At 57.8% G+C, this 21,798-nt stretch carries 18 protein-coding genes and 1 tRNA gene; 10 read left to right on the top strand and 9 right to left on the bottom strand.

The genetic code is table 11. The features are described 5' to 3' along the window. Positions 1–4: 4 nt before the first annotated feature. The 3 genes from ABVF61_RS16460 to ABVF61_RS16450 all read left to right on the top strand — a co-directional run bounded on the left by ABVF61_RS16460 (position 5) and on the right by ABVF61_RS16450 (position 5,299). Positions 5–838, top strand: coding sequence for a universal stress protein (locus ABVF61_RS16460; protein WP_353994619.1), 834 nt, complete (start codon positions 5–7; stop codon positions 836–838). Positions 839–956: 118 nt separating this feature from the next. After that, a complete protein-coding gene (locus ABVF61_RS16455; protein WP_353994618.1) occupies positions 957–3,686 on the top strand; it encodes a bifunctional acetate--CoA ligase family protein/GNAT family N-acetyltransferase in 2,730 nt (909 codons plus the stop codon). A gap of 68 nt (positions 3,687–3,754) precedes the next feature. Beyond that, positions 3,755–5,299 carry an MFS transporter gene (locus tag ABVF61_RS16450; RefSeq protein ID WP_353994617.1) on the top strand — a complete coding sequence of 515 codons (1,545 nt, stop codon included), beginning with the start codon at positions 3,755–3,757 and terminating at the stop codon, positions 5,297–5,299. 12 nt (positions 5,300–5,311) lie between these two features. Here the strand turns inward: ABVF61_RS16450 and ABVF61_RS16445 are convergent, their stop codons facing one another. Continuing rightward, positions 5,312–6,976 (bottom strand): thiamine pyrophosphate-binding protein, encoded by a 1,665-nt coding sequence (locus ABVF61_RS16445; RefSeq protein ID WP_353994616.1) that lies wholly within the window; start codon positions 6,974–6,976, stop codon positions 5,312–5,314. A 260-nt stretch (positions 6,977–7,236) separates the two neighbouring features. Further along, positions 7,237–7,617, bottom strand: a complete 381-nt coding sequence (locus ABVF61_RS16440) for a hypothetical protein (protein WP_353994615.1) — start codon at positions 7,615–7,617, stop codon at positions 7,237–7,239. A 125-nt stretch (positions 7,618–7,742) separates the two neighbouring features. Between ABVF61_RS16440 and ABVF61_RS16435 the strand changes: the two genes are divergently transcribed. After that, positions 7,743–9,281, top strand: a complete 1,539-nt coding sequence (locus tag ABVF61_RS16435; protein ID WP_353994614.1) for a bifunctional aminoglycoside phosphotransferase/ATP-binding protein — start codon at positions 7,743–7,745, stop codon at positions 9,279–9,281. A gap of 11 nt (positions 9,282–9,292) precedes the next feature. Here ABVF61_RS16435 and ABVF61_RS16430 read toward each other — a convergent pair whose 3' ends face one another. The 3 genes from ABVF61_RS16430 to ABVF61_RS16420 form a co-directional block, all read right to left on the bottom strand. Beyond that, positions 9,293–9,613, bottom strand: coding sequence for an AzlD family protein (locus ABVF61_RS16430; protein WP_353994613.1), 321 nt, complete (start codon positions 9,611–9,613; stop codon positions 9,293–9,295). Then, complete coding sequence (locus ABVF61_RS16425) at positions 9,606–10,307, bottom strand: AzlC family ABC transporter permease (RefSeq protein ID WP_353994612.1); 702 nt, start codon at positions 10,305–10,307, stop codon at positions 9,606–9,608. The genes ABVF61_RS16430 and ABVF61_RS16425 overlap by 8 nt, the downstream gene beginning before the upstream one ends. A gap of 116 nt (positions 10,308–10,423) precedes the next feature. Further along, positions 10,424–11,251, bottom strand: a complete 828-nt coding sequence (locus ABVF61_RS16420) for a sulfite exporter TauE/SafE family protein (protein WP_353994611.1) — start codon at positions 11,249–11,251, stop codon at positions 10,424–10,426. 178 nt (positions 11,252–11,429) lie between these two features. Between ABVF61_RS16420 and ABVF61_RS16415 the strand changes: the two genes are divergently transcribed. The 4 genes from ABVF61_RS16415 to ABVF61_RS16400 all read left to right on the top strand — a co-directional run bounded on the left by ABVF61_RS16415 (position 11,430) and on the right by ABVF61_RS16400 (position 14,224). Next, positions 11,430–11,996 (top strand): DUF3291 domain-containing protein, encoded by a 567-nt coding sequence (locus ABVF61_RS16415; RefSeq protein ID WP_353994610.1) that lies wholly within the window; start codon positions 11,430–11,432, stop codon positions 11,994–11,996. 29 nt (positions 11,997–12,025) lie between these two features. Further along, positions 12,026–12,862 (top strand): hypothetical protein, encoded by an 837-nt coding sequence (locus ABVF61_RS16410; protein WP_353994609.1) that lies wholly within the window; start codon positions 12,026–12,028, stop codon positions 12,860–12,862. Between the two features lie 138 nt (positions 12,863–13,000). After that, positions 13,001–13,705 carry a pirin family protein gene (locus ABVF61_RS16405; protein ID WP_353994608.1) on the top strand — a complete coding sequence of 235 codons (705 nt, stop codon included), beginning with the start codon at positions 13,001–13,003 and terminating at the stop codon, positions 13,703–13,705. 213 nt (positions 13,706–13,918) lie between these two features. Next, on the top strand, positions 13,919–14,224 hold the full coding sequence (locus tag ABVF61_RS16400) for a GNAT family N-acetyltransferase (protein WP_353994607.1): 306 nt from the start codon (positions 13,919–13,921) through the stop codon (positions 14,222–14,224). 176 nt (positions 14,225–14,400) lie between these two features. On the opposite strand, the gene ABVF61_RS16395 is transcribed toward ABVF61_RS16400, so the two are convergent. Then, the gene (locus ABVF61_RS16395) at positions 14,401–14,778 is read right to left on the bottom strand and encodes a hypothetical protein (protein ID WP_353994606.1); all 378 of its coding nucleotides are present in this window, start codon (positions 14,776–14,778) and stop codon (positions 14,401–14,403) included. Between the two features lie 187 nt (positions 14,779–14,965). On the opposite strand from ABVF61_RS16395, the gene ABVF61_RS16390 reads away from it, so the two are divergent. After that, entirely contained in the window at positions 14,966–15,160 is a 195-nt protein-coding gene (locus tag ABVF61_RS16390; protein WP_353994605.1) for a hypothetical protein, read from the top strand. A gap of 146 nt (positions 15,161–15,306) precedes the next feature. Here ABVF61_RS16390 and ABVF61_RS16385 read toward each other — a convergent pair. The 3 genes from ABVF61_RS16385 to ABVF61_RS16375 all read right to left on the bottom strand — a co-directional run bounded on the left by ABVF61_RS16385 (position 15,307) and on the right by ABVF61_RS16375 (position 16,767). Further along, a tRNA-His gene (locus tag ABVF61_RS16385) sits at positions 15,307–15,383 on the bottom strand. 186 nt (positions 15,384–15,569) lie between these two features. Further along, on the bottom strand, positions 15,570–16,085 hold the full coding sequence (locus ABVF61_RS16380; protein ID WP_353994604.1) for a phasin: 516 nt from the start codon (positions 16,083–16,085) through the stop codon (positions 15,570–15,572). 295 nt (positions 16,086–16,380) lie between these two features. Beyond that, positions 16,381–16,767, bottom strand: a complete 387-nt coding sequence (locus ABVF61_RS16375; RefSeq protein WP_353994603.1) for a phasin — start codon at positions 16,765–16,767, stop codon at positions 16,381–16,383. 257 nt (positions 16,768–17,024) lie between these two features. Between ABVF61_RS16375 and ABVF61_RS16370 the strand changes: the two genes are divergently transcribed. Beyond that, on the top strand, positions 17,025–21,797 hold the full coding sequence (locus tag ABVF61_RS16370; protein WP_353994602.1) for an ATP-binding protein: 4,773 nt from the start codon (positions 17,025–17,027) through the stop codon (positions 21,795–21,797). Position 21,798: the final 1 nt, after the last annotated feature.

Raw genomic sequence — 21,798 nt, 5'->3', positions numbered from 1 at the left:
ATAAATGCCCATCAAAGATGTTTTGACCATTCTCGATCTCGCAGGCGACCAGCTCGCGGCAAAATATGCTTTGGAGTTCGGGCGCATTCACGATGCGCATGTGACCGGACTGGCGGTTTCCTTCGAACCGGTTGTTCCCGCTTTCGCCGCTGCTCCCATGCCTGTCGACTACATGCAGGCTGCTCATGAGCAGGCCATTGCCGCAGCAAACGAAGCCAAAAAGGACTTTGACGAACTGGCGCGCCTTGCGGCAACCAGAAGCGAGAGCCGGATCGCCGAGATCCTGACCGGCGGCCCGCTGGAAAACGTGCTCGTTCATTGCCGTCCGACGGACCTTGTCGTGATCGGGCAATCCAATCCGGATAAGCCGGAACCAATGCGCGAACTCCTTATCGAAACGGTTCTTTTTGAAAGCGGCGTTCCGGTGATGCTGGTTCCCTATATCGGAAGCACGGCGTTCCAACCGAAAAACGTTCTTGTCGGCTGGGACGGCAGTTCCACGGCAACCCGCGCGATCCACGCCGCGCTGCCCGTACTCGAAAAAGCCGAAAAGATCACGGTGCTCGTGATCGAGAAGCGCGCGTCGAGAGATGAGGGCCAACCCGGCGCTGACGTTGCCAACTACCTCGCCCGCCACAACATGAACGTTACGGTGGACGTGGTCATCAATCCGCAGGCAAGCGTCGCCGATACGGTCCTCAACCATGTATCCGACAATGGCAATGATCTCGTCGTGATGGGCGGATACGGCCACAGCCGTATGCGGGAATTTCTGTTTGGTGGCGCAACGCGTGAAATCCTGGAGGCCATGACCGTTCCGGTCCTGATGGCGCACTAGGGTCAAATCAGATGCAATTTCCCGCGCCCGCTATGGAAAACGGTGCGCGGGAATTTTTTTGTCTCAAATCTCCGCTAGGCTGGCGACATAACCGGACGTGTGGAAGGGATAGACCTGCGTGACCATCCGAAACCTTGAGGGCTTTTTTGCTCCGAACTCCGTGGCCGTCATGGGGCCATGCCGCCATCCGGGCGTGCTTACGACCAAGCTTATTGAATGCCTTCATGACCTTGAAGCCGAACATCAGGTCTCACTCATCGGGATAGAAGAGGAGATCCCATTCAGCGGGGCAAAATACGGATCGTTGGACGATCTGGACAAGATACCGGACCTTGTCGTCTATCTTGCAAAGCCCGAAACGCTTCCGCAGACAATCGAAAAGCTTGGCAGAGGCGGCACCCGCGCTGTGCTGATCCCTTCATCCGGTTACGAAAGCTGGCCGGAAGAGCTTATGCAAAGCTGCAGGGAAGCTGCCCGCAAGACCAACCTCAGGCTCATCGGGCCCGGCAGTCTTGGCATTGCGGTTCCGGCGAGCAAACTGAATGCACTGTTAAGCGCCGAGCCGCCTGTGCGCGGCGATATCGCATTCTTCTCAAGGTCCGGTGCCGTTTTGAACGCGACGCTGTCCTGGGCCAAAACCCACAACACCGGATTTTCAGCCGTTGTTTCGCTTGGCGCACGCATTGATGTCGACCTTGGCGACCTGATCGACTATTTCGCGCAGGACTACAGGACACGCTCGATCGTGTTGCACCTGGAAGGTATCGCAGTACCGCAAAAATTCATTTCCGCGGCACGCGCGGCTGCGCGCACCAAACCGGTCATCGTGATCCGTTCCGGCAAAAGCCGCGATACAGGCGGGACCGGGCGAACCCATGCCGGACGCCTTGCCAAAACCGATCTCGTCTATGAAACGGTTTTCAGGCGAACAGGGCTGCTGCGCGTCTTTGATCTCGACGAGATGTTCGAAGCCCTGGAAACCCTTTCGCACATTCGCGTTCCGCGCCTCAACGAAGTTGCAGTTATCGCCAACGGCCGCAGCCTGGCCAGTCTTGCTGTCGATAGGCTGCAGGATCTGGATGGGCGCTTCGCGACGCTGAGTGCGGACACGAGGCGAGAGCTTGAAGCCGTAAGCCGTGAAACATCCGACCTCGAAGCAACGCCGGCCGCAAGCGGGTCGGTAATTCTGCGTGAAAACGTTACGCCGGAGGACATTACCTCGGCAATCACCACAGTCCTGAAAGACCCGTCAGTCGATGGGGCCGTCGTGCTTCAAGCGGCGAGCGCCTTTCAGCCGCTCCGAACCATCGCCAAATCGGTCATCGATGCTGCTCGAACGGACCGGCGCCGAACCGGCCGGAAAAAGGCGCTTGTTGCGGGACTGATCGGGAGCGACGGCACAATTCGTGCAGAACTTTCCGCTGCCAAGGTTCCCAACTATGCCAGCCCTGCAGAGGCGGCCCGCAGCCTGATGCACCTTGCGCGCGACGCACAGGCGCGCGAGTTCCTCATGGCAGTTCCCCCGAGCCTGGCGACGAGTTTCACACCCGACACAATGCGCGCCAGAAGTATCGTCGAAAATGCTTTGTCGGAAGGCCGTACCTGGCTGGATCCGCGCGAGGTCTGCGACGTCCTCGAAGCCTACGATCTCCCTGTCATGCAGACACTGATGGCGAAAACCCCGCGCGAAGCGGCGGAGCTTTCCGGCACACTGTTTCAGTCGTCGCGGCATTGCGTTGCGAAACTCATCTCACCGGATCTGCCGTTCAAGTCACGGATCGACGGGGTCAGACTGGGCCTTGAAAGCCCGGAGGCCGTTCGAGCGGCCGCAGAAGAACTGATGGCCAATACGCGCCGGGACTATCCGGATGCGGTTATTGCAGGCATTTCTCTTCATCCGATGCTGGAGGACCGGCACGGCATGGAACTTTACATGGGGCTTGCGGAAACGCCCGAGTTCGGTCCCGTCCTTGTCTTCGGTCATGGCGGCACCTCGATTGAGGAAAGCGAAGACATCGCCCTGGAACTGCCGCCGCTCGATCTCAATCTTGCCAAGGCCCAAATCGGCAGGACACAGATTTCGCGCCTTCTGGATGGTGGCCCGTCCCGCCCGGCACTTGACACACCGGCCCTGGCCGAGGCGCTGGTCAAACTGTCGCAAATCACGATCGATCTTCCGCAAATCCTGGAACTCGATATCAATCCGCTGGTTGCCTTGCCCTCCGGTCTCATCGGACTGGATGCGCGCATGACGCTTTGCAATCCTGAAAACCGGCCCGGACGAACAGGACGCTCACGCCTTGCCATAACGCCCTATCCCCAGGAGTGGGAGCAGACCTTGTCGCTAAAGGGCGACCGGGAGGTTTTCGTGCGCCCGGTGCGGCCGGAAGACGAAGAGCTTTTCAGAACCTTTTTCGAATCAATCACACCCGAAGACCTGCGCCTGCGTTTCTTCGCGCCTGTGCGTGATTTCAGCCACCGGTTTCTTTCAAGGCTTACCCAACTCGACTACGCAAGGGCAATCGCGTTTGCGGCGATAGATCCGCAAGACGGCACTCTTTTGGGCGTGGTTCGCCTGCATGCCGACCCCGATCATCAAAGCGGTGAATATGCAGTGATGGTGCGATCGGACCTTAAAGGGATCGGACTTGGCTGGGCCCTGATGAAACTCATCATCCGGTATGCCAGGGCTGACGGCATCCAGACGATCAAAGGCGAGGTCCTGAAGGAAAACACGTCGATGATTTCCATGTGCCAGGCTCTCGGATTTACGGTCGGCACCTCTCCGGATGATCCCGGGATTGCACTCGTCACCTTGAGCGTTTCGGACGTTCCGGACGAAAATTGACGCTACTCCTCGCTTTCCTGCGCTCTTCCGGCGTAGGCTATCGGCATCTAGCTTAGCGGGAGGGGCTCGTGGACGCGAAGGCCAAGCGGATACTAGGTGCGGTATCGGTTCCGTCCTTCATGATCGGTACCGACTTTACCGGAGCAATGCTTCTGGTGACGCCGATCGAGCAGGAATATTCCGTCGATATCACAACCACTCAATGGGTTCTGAATGCCTACGCTCTGACGCTGTCGATGGGTCTTGTCGCGGGTGGCCGGCTCGGCGACCTGCTCGGGCACCGGCGCTATGTCCTGATCGGCCTCGGCATTTTTTTCGTCGCCTCCATCGGCTGCATTCTCGCCCCGACTGTCTCCACCCTCATTTTTGCAAGAGCGGCACAGGGTGTCGGCTCTGCGCTGGTCTGGCCCTGTATCCTGGCTCTTGCTGCAACATCTGTCGAAGAAGACGAGCGCGGCCCGGCTATGGGCATCCTGATGGGGTCGGTCGCGGCGGGAAACGTTCTTGCCCCCTTTATCGCCGGGTCGCTGTCGGCTTTGGGAGACTGGCGGAGTTTCTTTATTTTCAACGCGGTTTTTGCGGTGCTCTCCGCTGTCCTGATCTTTCGTTTCATCGAACGCGAAAAGGAGCATGCGACCAACGAAGCAGTCGACATTTCCGGGATGGCGGTGCTCGCCGTCGGGGTCTTCTGCCTTCTGTTCGGGCTCGATATCGGAGCCGACAATGGCTGGTTCCATGCGGGAACGCTCGCGCTGTTCGCAGGTGCGCTGGTGTTTTTTGCGCTGTTTCCAATGGTGGAAAGCCGCGTCAAGGATCCAATGATCCCGCTCACGATGATGCGAAATCACCAGTTTGTCCGAACCCTTGCGCTCAACGGACTGCCGGCGGTGGTCCTGTTTCTGTGCCTTCTCTATCTGCCTCAATACATGCAGAAAGTCCTCGGCTGGTCGATTTTCTGGAGTTCAATGGGAATGCTGCCGCTTGCCGTTGTATTGGCGGCAATGAACCTCGCCGTCGGAAACTACTACAACGCCATCGGACCGAGAAAACTGATGGCCGCGGGACATGCGTCTCTCATTCTGGGATGCGTCCTGATGCTCTTTTTGCAAACGTCCTGGGGCTACGTAGCGCTTGTCCCTGTAATGCTGGTCGTTGGCCTGGGCGGCGGCCTGGTATTCGGACCGGCGGGAACAGCAGCCGTCAATGCCCTCGGTGCCAAAGGTGCCGGGCTCGCAGGCGGCCTCTCCTTCATGTTCCACCTCGGCCTTGGGGCAATCGGCATCGCCTGCGCGACGGCCATGATGTTCGGGGCAGCGATCGGGAAAGTCGAGGCGGTCACGGCGTCTGCGAATGTTACCTTGCCAACCGGTGACCTACGTGTGCTCGCGGCCGGAACGCTCAAGGATCCGGCTGTCATGTCAATCACCGAGCGGTATTCGGGCCAGGAAGCAGAAGCGGTCATGAATGCAGTGCGCGACTCATTTGCGACAGGCCTTCATGCCGCCTTCTGGTTCGGATTGGCCGTCGCCGTGATCGGTCTGATCATTTCTCTCAGCCTCAACGAGAGCAAACTGCGCACAGAGACGCCGGAAGAAGACACCGCAACAAACTGATCGAAGATCCTGTCACTTCTCTTGCGCAGCAATGCGGATCTGACTCAAGGACGCTGCAGGCGTGATGGCTTCAGGGTCCAGCTTCAGGTGCAGGATCGCGGGTTTGCCGGATGCGCGCGCCGCCTCATAGGCCGGGCCGAAGTCTTCCGTCGTTTCGACCGTTGCCCCGAACGCGCCGTAGGATTGCGCCAGGGCAGCAAAATCCGGGTTCACCAGTTTTGTCGCGGAAGGTCTGCCGGGATAGGTGCGTTCCTGATGCATGCGGATTGTTCCGTACATGCCGTTGTCGATGACCAAAACGATAATGTTGGCACCGTCCTGACAGGCGGTGCCGAACTCCTGCATGGTCATCTGCAGGCAGCCGTCTCCAGCGAAGCACACCACCTCCTGCTGCGGACGAACGAGCTTGGCGGCAACGGCCGCGGGCAGGCCATAGCCCATCGATCCCGAGGTTGGCGCGGCCTGCGTGCCGAAGCGGCGAAAGCGATGGAAGCGGTGCAGCCAGGTCGCATAATTTCCTGCCCCGTTCGTGCAGATCACGTCTTCCGGCCAGTTCTGTTCCAACCACTCCATCACCATGGACATCTGCAGCTTGCCGGGTATTTCCGGTCTCGCGCCCGACCAGTCGAGATAGTCCTGATGCGCCTGTTCCGCTTCGCCCGAGGCCTTGATCTCGTTCGGTGGCTGCAACCCTTCCGCAGCCTTGCAAAAGGCGGTTGGGCTGGCATTGATTGAAAGAGCGGGGCGGTAGACCCGCCCGAGCTCTTCCGGGTCAGGATGGACATGAACCAGTTGCTGGCCAGGCGCCGGGATATCCAGAAGGGAGTAGGACTGGCTCGGCATCTCGGAAAGCCGTCCGCCCACAAGAAGGATAAGGTCAGACGATTTCACGCGCGCAAGCAGCTTCGGGTTTATCCCGATACCGACATCGCCCGCATAGTTCGGATGCAGGTTGTCGAACAGCATCTGACGGCGGAAAGAGCAGGCAACCGGCAAGTTGAACCGTTCGGAAAACCGTGTGAAGGCGGCAACAGCATCTTCCGACCAGCGGCTTCCACCAAGAATGGCAATCGGCCGCTCAGCGGCCCAAAGCCGCTTCTGCAGGTCCGCCATTTGCGTCAGGCCCGGATGGGTTTCGACCTGTTGCCAGGCAGGCGGTTGCGGCGCCACCGCGCGTTCGACAAGCATGTCTTCCGGCAGCGCGAGTACGACCGGTCCCGGACGCCCGGACGTTGCCACGTGAAAGGCACGGGAAATGAACTCAGGCACGCGGTCGGCGTGGTCGATTTCGGCAACCCATTTGGCGATCCCGCCGAACATCTGCCGGTAGTCGACCTCTTGAAATGCCTCGCGCTCGCGCATGCCCCGTTCGATCTGTCCGATGAAGAGGATCATCGGCGTGGAATCCTGCGCAGCCACATGTACACCTGCCGAGGCGTTGGTTGCGCCGGGTCCGCGAGTCACCATGCAGATGCCGGGTTTGCCGGTAAGCTTGCCATGCGCGTCGGCCATCATTGCCGCGCCGCCTTCCTGACGGCACACCGTTACAGGTATGGAGGCGTCATGAAGGGCATCAAGAACCGCCAGATAACTTTCACCGGGAACACAGTAGACACGTTCAGCCCCATGCCGCTCCAAGGCCTCAACCAACAATTCACCGCCGGTCTTCTGGTCCATTTTCAGCGTCCCGCTCTTCAAGATTTCAGTCATTCATTCTATAGCGTAAGAAAGACTGCGCTGTCAGAACCTGAAATCAGATTTATTTGCAATGAGATCATTCCAAAATGGACTGAAGCTTATTTGGACAGATAGCCGGTCGCCTGAAGGCGTATTATCGTGGAACCGGAACGCATGCAGTGTTTCGCGCCGCAGCCATCACCGCCCGATGAGACGGTTGGTGGCGCGAAAAGTGCGCTTTGGCTCTCTTGCAGGATCTGTCAAACCGGCAGGACGGTCACGACCTGAAACGTGTGCATGTCCCCGTCTTCATCCTTGATCGACACGTATTCGCCGGGGTTGAAGGCATGGGCGCCGAACCGGTAACCGGCCTCGTCATCATCGTCCCCGTCAATATCGTAGTGGAACGCCCAGGATCCGCCGGGTCGATGAATCAAATGGCCGATCTCTTCCAACTCGCTGCCCCAGAAGCGGCGGACGCGGCAATGGTCGCGCTCCTTCTTCCAAAGTGCCGCGTCTATGTGACCCGTATCATCGAGCGGTGCAGTGAACTCGTAGCCGTGACGAGCGGAGCCTTGCGGGTATTCCTTCGTCCGGGCCAGGTTCAACCTGATCTTTTTCAGTGCCGGATAGTCGCTCATGAGATCCTCCTGTAAAGACAGAGCCCGTTATTTGTGCCACACCCTCGTCCGGTCACATTGAGAAGAATCAAACAGCTCACTCAACACATCGGGCAAAATCATCCAGCGTCATCACGGGACTGAACATGGACCAATCACAGGCGAGCGTTGTTGAATTCTTTCGGGCGATGACACCGGACGATCCGAGCCGTCCGGACGTTCAGCAGATCAGCACACATGCCAATGTGATCTTTCTTGTGGGCAGCCTCGCCTACAAGATAAAGCGCGATGTCAAATATCCATTCCTGGACTATTCAAGTCTCGCTCTGCGGGAGCAGGCCTGCAAGGCGGAGATAACATTCAACCGGCCGAATGCACCCCAGATCTATCGCGAAGCTCTTCCCGTAACGCGCGAAGGGGATGGAACCCTTGTGTTGAACGGCGCCGGAGAACCGGTGGAATGGGCCGTTGTCATGAACCGGTTCGAGCATCGTGACGAGCTGGATGTGATGGCGAACGTCGCTCCGCTTCCCGATACGCTGTCGGACAAGCTCGCCAGCATGATGGTTGTCGCGCATGCCGTGGCCCCTGTGCGTGACGGGATCGGTTTTTTTGAAGAGCTGGCGTCCTATGTCGAGCAGAATGATGCAGCGTTTCACGAACATCCCGATCTTTTCGCCGCCGAGGACGTGCGCCACCTGACGGAGCAGTCGCGCACCGTATTGGCATCCCTTCGGGAACTGATCCTGAAGCGCGGGGAACTCGGGCTGATCCGCCGCTGTCATGGCGATGCGCATTTGCGCAACATCGTATTGATCGACGACCAGCCCGTTCTTTTCGATGCTGTCGAGTTTTCAGATGCAATCGCCACGGGCGATGTGCTTTATGATCTCGCGTTTCTGCTGATGGACCTCTGGGAGCGCGGGCAACCCGGAGCGGCCAACAGGGTATTCAATCGCTATCTCGATCTGAACCGCCTTGACAACCATCCTGAAGGACTTGCAGCGCTTCCGTTTTATCTGATGATGCGCGCAGCCATCCGGTCAAAGATCGCGGCAAGTTCGGCGCTTGCGCAGACCGATCCTGCGCAAAAACAAATGCAGCGGGATCAGGCAAGAACCTATTTCAACTTTGCACTGGCCTTCCTGGAGCCTGCGCAGCCTGAGCTTGTCGCCATCGGCGGTTTCTCAGGCACGGGCAAAACCACCCTTGCCTATGAGCTTGCGCCGGATATCGGTAGGGCTCCAGGAGCGCGTGTTCTGAGAACGGATGTGGCACGCAAACGCTTGCTCGGCATTTCCGAGAGCGAAAAAGCCCCGGCGGAGGCTTATACGCTCGAGGCTTCAAATCGCGTCTACAACGCGATCGACGACATGATGCAGTGTGTGCTGGCCGCCGGACACTCGGCCATTTTCGATGCGGTGTTTGCATCTGAAAGCGAACGCGAAAAGATTGAACGCATCGCGCAAAACGTTGAAGCCCGCTTTGCCGGCCTTTGGCTCAATGCCCCGTCCGGCACGCTGAAGGAACGTGTTGCCGGGCGCGCCGGAGACGCCTCGGACGCAACGCCGGAGATCGTCGAAAAGCAACTCACCTACCAGATCGGAAACCTGAACTGGCCCGAGATTGACGCGAGTGGCAGCCGGGAGAAAACCGCTGAACGGGCTCGTGAAGAGTTGCTTTGAGCGAACCGCGCTCAAAGTCCGGCAGCGCGCAGACCGGCAGCAGCGACGGCCGCGCAGAAGACTGCGACATATTCCTTCTTGATCTTGAACTGCACAATGACGGCGACGATCAGGCACAGCCCGACCGCTAGCCCCCCTTGCAGGATGATGGGCAACACGGTCGAGACAATGATCGCACCAGGCAAGGCTTCCAGTCCGCGCCGCATTCTCGGCGTGATCGTAAGGCGTCCCATCACCCAGTACCCGCCGGCCCTCAGGGCATAGGTGATCGAAGCCATGCCAAAGACGGCAATCAGGAACATATTGTCCGCGCTGAGAGCCCCTTCACTCATCGAGATAGGCTCCCGCAAGAGCACCGGCAATCGCGCCGGTGAAGATGCTCCAATAGCCGCCAAAAAGTGCCCAGGTTGCCCAGGCCACAATACCGGCAACGAGCCAACTGACCGTCTGCCGCTTTCCCTTCCAAAGCGGGACCAGAAGCGCCACGAAAAAGGCAGGTAGGACCAGATCGAGCCCAAACGCCTTGGAATCGGTTATCAGGCTTCCTGCAAAATATCCCGGGATCACGGACAACGACCAGACCGCCCATACGATCAGACCGCTGCCGAGGTAAATCCCCCAGTCCCGGTCGCCCTTGTCATACCGCGCCACGGCCAAAAGCCAGTTCAGGTCGGTCAGAAGGAACAGCGCGGGATATGTCTGGTAACCCGGAACCTGACCCAGCCACGGCCTCAGGCTTGCGCCAATCAGCAGCATGCGCATGTTCACCGCAGCCGTTACGCCGACCATCGTGATCAATGTCGCCCAGTTGAGAGGATCCCCGTAGACTTCCATCGCAACAAACTGGCTCGCTCCGGCGAAGACGATCGAGTTCATGAGGATTGTTTCGACAAAGGTCAGCCCCTTTTGGGCCGCAACTGTTCCAAAGACCGCACTCAGCGCAATGATGCCAGGAAAGACAGGTACGCACATCAGCGCGCCCTGCACGCAGCCCTTGAAGCTGAGAGTGACGTTTTTTTCAAGCATGTGCGACCAAGAGGCTTGGGTCCAGGACCCTGTTGGAAGGCGTCACTATCATGGCAATCTTGATTCAAGACCAATGAAACCTTTTGATCCAACCATCACGGGTGGTTGTTTTCCGATCAAAAAAAGACGTCGTAGATCATGCGCAGTCCCGTGAAGCCGAGAAAAAGCGCAAAGACGAGCTTAAGTTTGGACGGGTCGATCGCGTGCGCGATTTTCGCGCCGAGTGGAGCGGTCAGTGTCGACGCTGGGATGATAAGCAAAAAGCCGATCAGGTTGACGTAGCCCAGAGACAGCGGCGGCCTGCCATCCAGGTCAAAGCCGAAATAGATTGACAGAAGCGTGCCGGGGACCGCGATAATGAGGCCGATTGCTGCAGCTGTGCCGACGGCCTTGCGGATCGGGTAGTTGAAGAGCGTCAGCGTCGGCACGCCGAGTGTTCCCCCGCCGATCCCCATCATCACCGAAACTCCGCCAATCAGAAAACCGAGGACTTCCTTGATCGGTGATCCGGGCAATTTGTCTGCGATATGAGATCCGTCCTTCCGGAACATCATGTTTGCTGAAACGGCAAGTGCGACAATGCCAAAAACCAGAGTGAGTGCTCCGCCGGAGATGTTTCCCGCAAGCGTTGCGCCGGCCAGCACACCGAGCGCGATCGCCCACCACCAGCGCTTCAGGAGATCCATGTCAACGCTACCGCGATTATAGTGCGCGCGCGCGGACGATGCTCCTGTTGCCAGGATTGTTGCCAGTGAGGTACCGACAGCCACATGCATCAGGACCGCTGGATCGATCTTGAGGGCTGTGAACATGTAGTAGAGCACGGGCACGATTACGATCCCGCCGCCGACGCCCAACAAACCTGCAATAATCCCGGCGACAACGCCCGTTGCAAGAAGAGACAGCGCAAGAAGGCTGAGAGAAAACAGGCTGAGATCGTCCAAGCTGGTATCCTTTCGGGCCGGTTTTTGATCTTCTTCCGGCAAATCTTCCTGCTTTTAAAACGAAGACGATTCGTTTTTCCACCCATCACACGCAACAATCTGTTTCGCCGGTGCAATAAGCGCTTGAAGTCGACCCGGATTGCAGACAGTCTTCGGCGGGCAGGGATCGGGAGGGGACATGTCCGAACACTGGCTCGCGCTCTATACGTTCGCGCAATTCCGGAAACGCGCAGACGATCCGGCAAATGACGCTTTCTTCAGCAATGAACCCGCCATTTGGGCTGCCATGGAAAGAGCGGACGGGTTCATCGCCCGCGCCGGATACGAGGATGAACCCGGCACCGATATTTGGGGCGAGCAGGTCTTTCCGAAGTACTGGGCCGACAATGGCGACGGTTGGGCGCCTTCCACCATTTCACTCTGGCAGGATCTGGAATCGGCACTCGCCGCTGTTTACCGCGGGGCACATGCGGAGATCCTGAAACTGGGTCATCTCTTCGTCAAGGAAGCGGTCGACTATCCGCCCTATGTCCTTTGGTGGGTCCCCAAGGACCATCAGCCGGATTGGGAGCAAGCCGTGGAAAGACATGAACTGCTCGGCGATGACGGACCGACGGCAGATGCCTTTACGTTCAAGGTCGCGTTTGCGCCCGACGGGAAACCGGTGACAGTGGATATCGACCGGTCGCGCAAAATCGCCGAGCACAACAGGCTGCGCGCCGACCTGCCCAAGGCCGTGCAGTAGCTGCTCCCCTGAGAACAAGAGACAATTTGATGCCCGACGCGTCGCACAGGCAACGTAGCCCTGCAGAAATGGACTTGGTCAGGGCTCTTGCCGTCGCCATCAGCCAGAGACTTTGCCAAATCTTTTCCCGCGAAGAGGGAATGGGCACCGACGATGATTGGTGCATTTATCATCTGCATACGTCTGATTTCGAAACTGCCTGCGGTGCGCTGTGGTCGCTCGGGGTCTGTGCGGCCGCAGTCTTTCGACAACCAGAAGACAAATATCTGTCTCAGGAAGACTTTGAACGCGCCGGGCACAAAGGTTTTCCTGCTGGTTTCTTCATCTACACAAAAGAAGAAGTGGAACGACTGCTAAAGGACCAGTCAGGAACATCCTGGCCGTCGACCGAGGAGATCATCGACGCTTATCTCAGGATCGCCGAAGACTATGGAAGAGACAAAAGCGCGCTATTACCCATCCCAAGAGGAAAACCGTTTCTGCCAACGCATCCCGACCAGATTGCGCCCTTGGAAGCCCTGGTCACCAACGGCTTTGCGCACAAGACCGGCGATCAGTACATCTGGGCGAACCGGATGACCCCGATCATGGTCAAAAACTGGCTTTGGGATGAAACGGATGTGGATTGGTCTTCCCTCGACCGCACCAGGATCTTGGAACAAGTACAGGCTGTTCTGACCAGTCTCAAACCAGAGGGAACGGCCGAAGTCCGGAGAGATCTGAAGATGATGTCCATCACTTTCCGAGGCCTTGAAATCATGCAGAGATGGACGGGATCCGATTGGTTGCCGGCTGGACAAGACGCCCGGTTCCTGAGTTTTGACGAGGCCGTCGCCGTGTCCCGCGAGATTGACCCGGCGCTCTGAGCGCCAGACATCATCATTGTTCAAATATCGATGACTAATCGTCAAATTTCTACGCGATTGTCTGAATTGGCTTTCATAACAATCTTAGGCCCAACAGCGCACGGCTATCCCGTGCCCCAGTTGGGAAAGGATTGACACATGAACCAGATCTTACGTCCTTCAGATGCGCGCGGCGATGCCGATTTCGGCTGGCTTAAAAGCAAGCATACCTTTTCGTTCGGGTCCTATTTTGATCCGAACCACATCGGCTTCGGCGCGCTGCGCGTGATCAATGAAGACCGCGTCGCGCCTTCGGGTGGGTTTCCGACACACCCGCACCAGAATATGGAAATCATCTCCTATGTCGTCTCCGGCGGCCTGGAGCACAAGGATTCCATTGGAACGGGTTCGGTGATCAGGCCCGGCGAGCTGCAGCGCATGAGCGCGGGCACCGGCGTTCGACACAGCGAGTACAACCACTCAAACACCGATCCGGTTCATTTTCTGCAGATCTGGATCGTGCCGGAAGCCGATGGCCTCGCGCCCAGCTACGAGCAAAAGGCCTTTCCGGAAGGAGAGCGCCGCGATGCTCTTCGCCTGATCGGATCGCGGGACGGGCGCCAGGGGTCCGTAACCATTCACCAGGACGTCGATCTCTATGCGTCCTTGTTGAGCGCGGACAAAAGCGTCTCCTTCGATGTCAGGCACGGCCGCAAGGTCTGGCTGCAGATCGTCAAGGGCGCGATCAGTGTCGATGGTCAGGTTCTTGAAGCCGGTGACGGGCTTGGTTTGCTCGACCAGGGCAGGATTGACCTGAACGCCAGGGAGAACGCCGAGTTCCTGTTGTTCGACCTGGCTGCCTAGACTTTGGGGAGGCGCCATCGGCCCTCCCCAACCTCCCTGTCCCGGTTCTCTGAAGGTGCGCGAGCAACTGCTTTAAGGGACGGGCTGCTTCCTTAAATGGACGCCCTCCCCCTTTCCGGAAACTATCGGTCCACCCGGGACAGGGCAGTTGATCCAAACAAATGATTTTAAGCGTAGGACGAATGCGTGGGGGCGCAGGTCCAGGAGGCACTTATGTCGGAAGCGGTATCCCCATCGATTACTCTGGAACGTCATGGTGCCAAAGGACGCTACGTCGCGGTTGTCGATGGTATCGAAGACCCAGCGGAACTTACGTTTTCAATCGTCAACGATCATCTGATCATTGCCGACCATACGGGAGTTCCCGATACCATGCGCGGTCTCGGCGTCGGTAAGGCGCTTTTGGAACGGCTCGTTGCCGACGCCCGGGAAAAACAGGTCAAGATCGTCCCCTTGTGTCCTTATGTGAATGCGCAGCGGCAGAAGCATCCCGAATGGGCGGACGTGTTTCAGGGTTAGTTTCGATCACTCAGAATGTTCTGATAACGCGCCTCGTTCCGCGAGTATTGCATTCGTAACGGCCCACGCCTCAGCTTTCTGCGGCCTGGGCTGTCTTGTCTGCGCGGCACCCCCTGAGCGACAGGGCCGCATCGGTGAGCGTCTGCCCGGCCTGCCTCAAGGCCGCCTCTGCTATGTCAGGACCTGCAGAAGCCTATGATTGCCGCGCTCGAATTCAGGCGTTTGAGATTGCCATTCAATTCTGCGATCTGCGTGGCAATCGCCTTGTCTTCCCGGATATCTGCGACCTCCAATCGGTCCAGAAGCGCTTCTAGCCTGGCATCTACCGATTTCAAGCGCTCCTTGAGCGTCGCCGGCGTAATCTCAAGTTTCGCAAGAGTTGCCTCCGTTACCGTTTCGGCAATGCGCCCGCCTACGTGATCAACGCGGTTCAGCATCACGATGACCAAAATACACGCGATGATGACAAGGAGTGCCGACGCATTGACCAAGGCCAGCAGCAATTCACCGGGCAGGCGTTTCAGACGATCGGAAAGGTCAGGTGTGCGTTTCATTCAGCATGTCCTCGATTGGCGGCGAAAGCGTTCGTGAAGAGCGCGTTGCTCCAACGCGCCCCTTTCGGTCCAGAGGACAAACCGGTGACGCAGCTGTCAATATATGCAATTTTAACGAGAGAAATAAGCTGAAGCGAACACTTGTGCAGTATGAAGGGACTTCATTCATTCAATGGGTTCGCCAAAGATGAAACTGCCGCACATCGCCATTTCGCTTGTCTGTGTATTTGCCGCCTCGAGCCTCATGAAAATGGCCAATGAAAAGTTTGAGCTCATCGCAGCCGACTACGGCCCGCTCGGACCGCTTTTCATTCTCGCGACCGGCCTGTTTCTTATCGTTCTCGGCATTGTGATGTTTTTCCGTGCCTTCCGAAAGGCGTGAGTGCGCCTGGTAACGCGGCTCCTTCAAATCTGATGTTCATGTTTCTTTCAAAGGAACGCACAGGGCAAGATCGGCAGACCAAACGCATACGTCTTGCGGCGCGCACAGCGGCATTCGTTGCCTAAAAAATCGAGTGGAATTTGGAATGGTACAGACGAGTGGATTCGAACCACCGACCTTCGGAGCCACAATCCGACGCTCTAACCAACTGAGCTACGTCTGCTAAGGTCTTACGGTGCCATGAACAATAATTGTCCCGGCCATCGCTTTCAAGGGCGTCTTTTAACTCCCTTTAACATAAGCGGCAAGCTTGAAATTCGGAAAATTCTGAGCTGTTGAAAAGCAAAAGCCCGGGGCGTTGCCCCGGGCGATTCCGTGCGTGCCACATCGTGAATGCAGCGAAACCGGATTAGTTGACCTTCAGATCCTTGAAGGATTTTTCCATTGCTTCTTTGACCGGCGCGGAAACGTCAGTGCCGAGCTTGGTAGCCAGCTCCTGCATTTCCTTGCTCTGCGCGCTCAGCGCATCAAACTGCTGACGTGCGAATGTGGACTGCAGTTCGATTGCTTCAGCAAGGGTCTTGGCGGACATGATGTCCTTGATGAAGTTGAACGTTGCGTCGGCATTGGTTTTCGCTGCGTCGACAGCCTTGTGGTTGAACTCAACAACGCCCTGGCGGGAAGTTTCGAACGTATCTTCGATCAGGTCTGTTGCGTCCTCAGCAGCGGTTTTCACCTTTGCGTAAGCTTCACGTGCATTCTCGATGCCTTTTTCCGTGGCTTCACGGAAAACGGCTGGAACTTCCATTTGAGGAATGGAGAAAGCTTCAAAGTCTGGGAAAGTGGCAGCAGCCGGAGCAGCTTTGGCTTTGGTGGCGCGTGCCTTCGGTGCCGCTTTAGCGGTAGTCGTGCTTGTTTCGGTCATGATCTCATCTCCTAGAGTCCGGATGCGATCATCGGTGCAAATTGTCTCCGCCGTGTCTTCAACCGGCGAACCCTGTCGTCATCCGCAGACCCTACATAGTGCATTCTTTGCTGCATTGCAATATTTTTTTGCACTGCACAATGAAACTTCCGTCGCGGCGCGTTGATGTTCAGCGCCGAGAGGCATGATGCCAAGGGCGACTGCAAGAACCCGCTATTGTTTCCAGTCATATGTGGTGCACTGAAAACAAACGACGCGGGGCATGCCTCACCCCGCGCTCAACTTGCCAAGGCGCTTATTTCTTTTGGGCTGCCTTGGCCGCATCCTGAACGGTTTTGGTCGCAGTGTTGGAGAACTCGCGCGCCTGTTCACCGAGCGCTTCCATTTGTCCACGCAGATAGTCCTGCTGCAGCTTCATCATGTCTTCAACATTGTCCGCCTTGACGAGATCCTGCGCGAACTTGAAGGCTGCGTTGACATGCTCTTCAGCGTAGGTAAGCGCCTTCTTGTTGACGTCGGCCGCACCCGCCTGGACCGCACTGGCGCTGTCTTCCACGTTGGTGACCGCCTTTTGTGTAGCACCCATGAAATCGTCGAATGCCTTGCGCGCCTGATCAACGCTTTTTTCGGCAAATTCGCGCATCTGCTCGGGGACTTCGTAACCGGTTTTGTCAGTGCTCATGTCTGCGCTCCTCAGGTCACGGACAGGACTGCCCGTGTCTCATAAATTCTGACCTTGCCAAAAATTCGTAACATGCAGATGGCAATCCGGCAAACAATTGGGGACAGATTAACCACGCCTTCACGTAAGTCCTTTAGCAAACTTGCTTTACGTGGACGATGCAAAGCTTTGCTTGTATTAACAGAGTGTTTACAAATTCACTCAATCCGGCAGGAGCGTCGCCGCAATTCGGTATCGCCGACCATTGGAGCAACACCATGGACAACCAGACCCAATCGTTCCTGGAACTGAGTGCCATGAAGGATCTGGTCCAAATCGCCGCCGACAAAAGAGCCGCCTGGCTCTGGTCTGCCGACGGCGCGAAAATCTTATGGTCAAACGCAGCCGGCGCGGCCTTCTTCTCTGCACAGTCCGTTTCGGAGCTCGCGGCCCTGACTGCGCTTGAGCGGTCACCTGCCCGCCCGCACATTGCGCGGATCGCGCAATCTGGTCTCACCGATCGTTTCAGCATCGACAGGTTGCGGTTTTACCGCGGTCTCAGGGTGATGTTGCTCACCTGTCAGTGCAAGCGTGTTGAACTGCCCGATGGCGGCACCGCAGCATTGATCGTATGCAGCGACAAGGGACTTGCGCTGACGAAAGAGCCGATCCCCGCTTTTGCCCATCTGTTGCGCTCCGATGGCACAACGGTTTTTCTGATCTCGGACGAAACGGTCGAGGAGACATACGGCGCCCTTACGGGCAACCCTGAGGCCCTCGAGTTGCCGCAAGGCCAGAGAGTGCTATTCGGGCCGCTTGACCTCAACGGCAGCTATCACGACAGCGGAATCCTGCAGATTCCGGCAGGCCCGCGGATCATTGTAGTTCAGGACGCGCCGTTGAACGATCAGGAGGCTCCGGAAGAGCCCGACACTGAAACGGATGAGGCCGCGGCCCCTGTCATGAGCCCGGTCGTTGCCACATCGGAGGATGTTGCCGACGCCGATGCGGTTGAGGAAGTCGCCAGTGAGGACGCGCAGCCCGAAGACGCCGAAACACTCGGCGCTGACGCTGCAGCGGACGAGCCGGGTCAGGAACATGAACCCGAGATCAGCGCCGGCGACGACCCGATTATCGACGAAGCGCCGGAACCGATTGCCGCTGATGCGGAGAACGATCTCCAGGAAAGTGCGCCGGAAAGTGAGCTCGATACGCAGGATGATGCGGAGACTTCGTCTTTGGTTGCGGATCCATCAGAGCCTGATGGGGCTCTGGATGCCGAAGACGCTGGTGCCCCTGACAGTGACACCGCCAACATCGCAGCGGAGACGGAACCGTCAGAAGACGAACCTTCTCTTTCTGACAACGGTCCTGATGATGCGGATGTGGTGGATGGTTTCGTTTTTCAGCCCCGCCGGCGCCCGGTCCGCTTCGCCTGGAAAATGGACATCGAGCAGCGCTTCACTTTCCTGTCCGACGAGTTTGCCGAGGTTCTTGGCCCTGATGCGACGAACATCGTTGGTGCAACATGGGCAGACGTTTCTGAAGAATTCGGGCTGGACCCGCGCGGCAATATCGCCCGTGCGCTTGACCGGCGTGACACCTGGAGCGGAAAAACCGTCGCCTGGCCTGTCACAGGTGCCGCGCTTCGTGTTCCTGTCGACATGGCCGCACTTCCCGCTTTTGACCGGAACCGCAAGTTTGAGGGCTATCGCGGCTTCGGCGTTTGCCGGACATCGGACGCGGTTCAGGATCCGGACGGTTTCATACCTGCGCCCATCATCGCACCCGTACCTATTGAAGGCGACGAGACGCCACCAGCAAAGACGGATGCGGCAGCCGGCACCGAGGACATCGCGGACCAGCACGAGGACGTGGCCGACAGAGACGAACATGGCCTTGAGACCCCAGATCCGAACGACGCTCCAATAGATGAAGACGCATCTGATCTGCACATCGAGGCAGAGCCGGAAGGTCAACCGGAAGCTCCCGAAGAAAGCGAAGAGCATACCGAGATCGATGCCGATGATCGTTTGAGTGAAAACGGCACGAATAGTGTCACCGAAGGTGTCAAGGAAAATGCCGAGTTAAGTGACACCGTCACCAGCGATGCAGCTGAAGACGGTACTGATGAAGCAGCCGTTGAAGTGCAACCGGAGACGCATGACGCCGAGCCATCAGGAGAGACTTCGGAAGAAGTTGCCGCCGACAGCACCGCTGCTGAACAGGATCTGTCGGATCTGAAACCCGCAACTCCGAATTCGTTGGGAGGTCGAACATTTCTCGGGGCGAGTGCCGCTGCACTTGTCGGGTCGCTCTCCATGTTCAAAGGCAAAAAGGACGCCAAACCGGCGGAACCTGTCAACGACCGTGAACCCGTTCCGGAGACCGCTGAACTTGCCGAAAGTGAAGCGGCGGACAGCACAAACGACCTTTCTGAAGATCTGAAGAACGCGGCAGCAGCTCTGGACGCAGCGCCTGAAGACGACGTCTTGGAACCTGAAGCCGAAACCACGTCCGAGAACTTGGAAAGTGCTCCGGATGGTTCCGAAGAAATCGACGATCCGGTTACCTCCGACGAGGACGACATCGCGTCCGAGGGTAATGAAAGCGAAACCGGTTCGAGCGAAGAGACGCCGGAGTCGTCCGAAGGTACTCCAGCCGAGGAAGTTGCCGACGGCGCTGAAGACACAGCCGACGCGGTGGAAGACATCGCAGCCGGCGCGCCCGATCAGGTGGACGAAACGGACGAAGATAAACATGAGAGCGGTGCTGCCGATCATGCGGATGCAGACGCCGTTGAAAGCGGAGCAGTTGAAGAGACTGCTAGCGAGAGCATTGATAAAGAAGCGGAAGAACCCGTCGGCATCGCAGGTCCGGCGGCGCTGAAACCTGCAGAAATCGAAAGCGCTGTCAAAAGCCTGGCGAAGTCCTACAAGCAGTCGGAGACCAAATCGCCCGATCTCTTCGACGACGCTGGCGAAGAAGCGGCTGTAGAGGAACATGCCCACGAAGAAAGTGCGCATGAAGAGGCGACAGAAGCCTCCCTCGACGAAGAGCTTGAGACCGGCACAACAATCGACGAGGAGTCAGACGACGCTTTGTTCGAAGCGGCTAACGAAGAGGCAGACGACGAAGAGGGTGACGACGAAGAAAGCGGCGATGCTGGCCAACCCAGCGCGGACTTGCTGCCTGAGATTGATGAAGATCCTGCTGTTGACGAAGAACGCGAATTCTTCGAAGAAACGGCGGCATTTGAGCAGGAAGAACGGGCCGCCGAAGCTGAGAAGTCTTCAGACGACACGTCCGAGCCGGAGCAGAGAACCGGCGAAGTCATTCCCCTGGCAACGGCGCGGCCGAGAGTTGTTCCAGTTGATACGTCAGGGCTTTCGCGTCCCGAACGCCAGGCCTTCCGAAAGATAGCCGAGGCACTCGGTGCCAGGCTGGAAGGTGATCTGGAGGATTTCGAAGCACCGGATCCGGAAGAAGAAGAACCGATTGACGAGCTTCCGCCCGAGGTTCCCGAAGCCGGTCCGATCGATCCGACGCTCCTCGACCGGCTGCCCATCGGTATTTCGATCGTGCATGACCGCGAGGTGCTCTACGCCAACAAGGCGCTCTTGAAGATGCTTGGCTATACCTCCGTCGCCTCGCTGTGCGAGGCAGGCGGGCTCGAAGCACTGTTCATCGATGATACGGAAGAGCTTACTGATGCCGTTGGCGTCGACGGCGAAGTTGATGAGGCCATGAAAGTCCGGCTCGCCGACGGCGGTGTCATGAACGTGGATGCGCATATGCATTCGGTTCCTTGGAACGGCAGCCACGGCCTGATGATTTCCATCACCGAACGTCCCTCCAGGCAAACACCTGCAGATTCTGTTCCCGCTTCTCCGAACTTCTTCGCGGAAGTGCGCTCCGAACTGGACAATGCGCGCGACCAGATTGCGGAAATGGATACAATCCTGGAAACCGCGACTGACGGTGTGCTCGTGCTTGATCAACACGGAACAATCGTGAAGGTCAACGGTTCTGCAGAGGCCCTTTTCAGCGCGAACCGGGCCGACATGATCGGTGCACCCTTTACCGAATTCCTGGCACCGGAAAGCCACCGGGCCGCGACAGACTATCTTGACGGCCTTTCAAAGAACGGCGTTGCCAGCATCCTGAATGACGGGCGTGAAGTCCTCGGTCAGGTCCCTGCCGGCGGCCTCATCCCGCTTTTCATGACCATGGGCCGGATCACCAGCCGGAACGACGACGCGAAATACTGTGCGGTCCTGCGCGACATCACCCAATGGAAAACCGCCGAAGAAGAGCTGACCCAGGCCAAGCGGCAAGCGGAAAACGCCAGTTCGCAAAAGTCTGATTTCCTGGCCAAGATCAGCCATGAAATCCGCACGCCTTTGAACGCGATCATCGGCTTTTCCGAAGTCATGATGGAAGAGCGCTTCGGTGCGATCGGAAACGACCGTTACAAGGATTATCTGAAAGACATCAGGACTTCGGGCTCACACATCATGAGCCTGATCAACGACCTTCTCGATTTGTCGAAAATCGAGGCGGGAAAGCTTGATCTGCAGTTCACAGCGGTATCGACAAACGAAGTGATCAACGAATGTGTCGCCCTGATGCAGCCGCAGGCGAACCGCGAACGGGTGATTATCCGGGCAAGCCTTCCCGAATCGGTACCGGATGTCGTTGCCGATGCTCGTTCTTTACGCCAGATCGTTCTGAACCTTCTCTCAAATGGCATCAAATACAACAAGTCCGGCGGACAGGTGATCCTCTCGACAGCGCTTGAAAGCAACGGCGAGGTCGCGCTAAGAGTGCGGGACACGGGAACAGGCATGACGGCAAAACAGCTTACGGCTGCATTGGAACCCTTCCGTCAGCTGCATACTGCCAGCCGGGGTGGCGGAACCGGACTTGGCCTGCCATTGACCAAGGCGCTGGTGGAGGCCAATCGGGCGAGCTTCCACATCGATTCCACGCCGGACCAGGGTACGCTGGTGGAAATTGTCTTCCCGACACAAAGGGTCCTGTCTGAATAGC

Source organism: Roseibium sp. HPY-6 (assembly GCF_040530035.1).
Lineage (GTDB): Bacteria > Pseudomonadota > Alphaproteobacteria > Rhizobiales > Stappiaceae > Roseibium.
The sequence above is the reverse complement of the archived record's forward strand: the minus strand, read 5'-3'. Positions and strand labels throughout refer to the sequence as shown.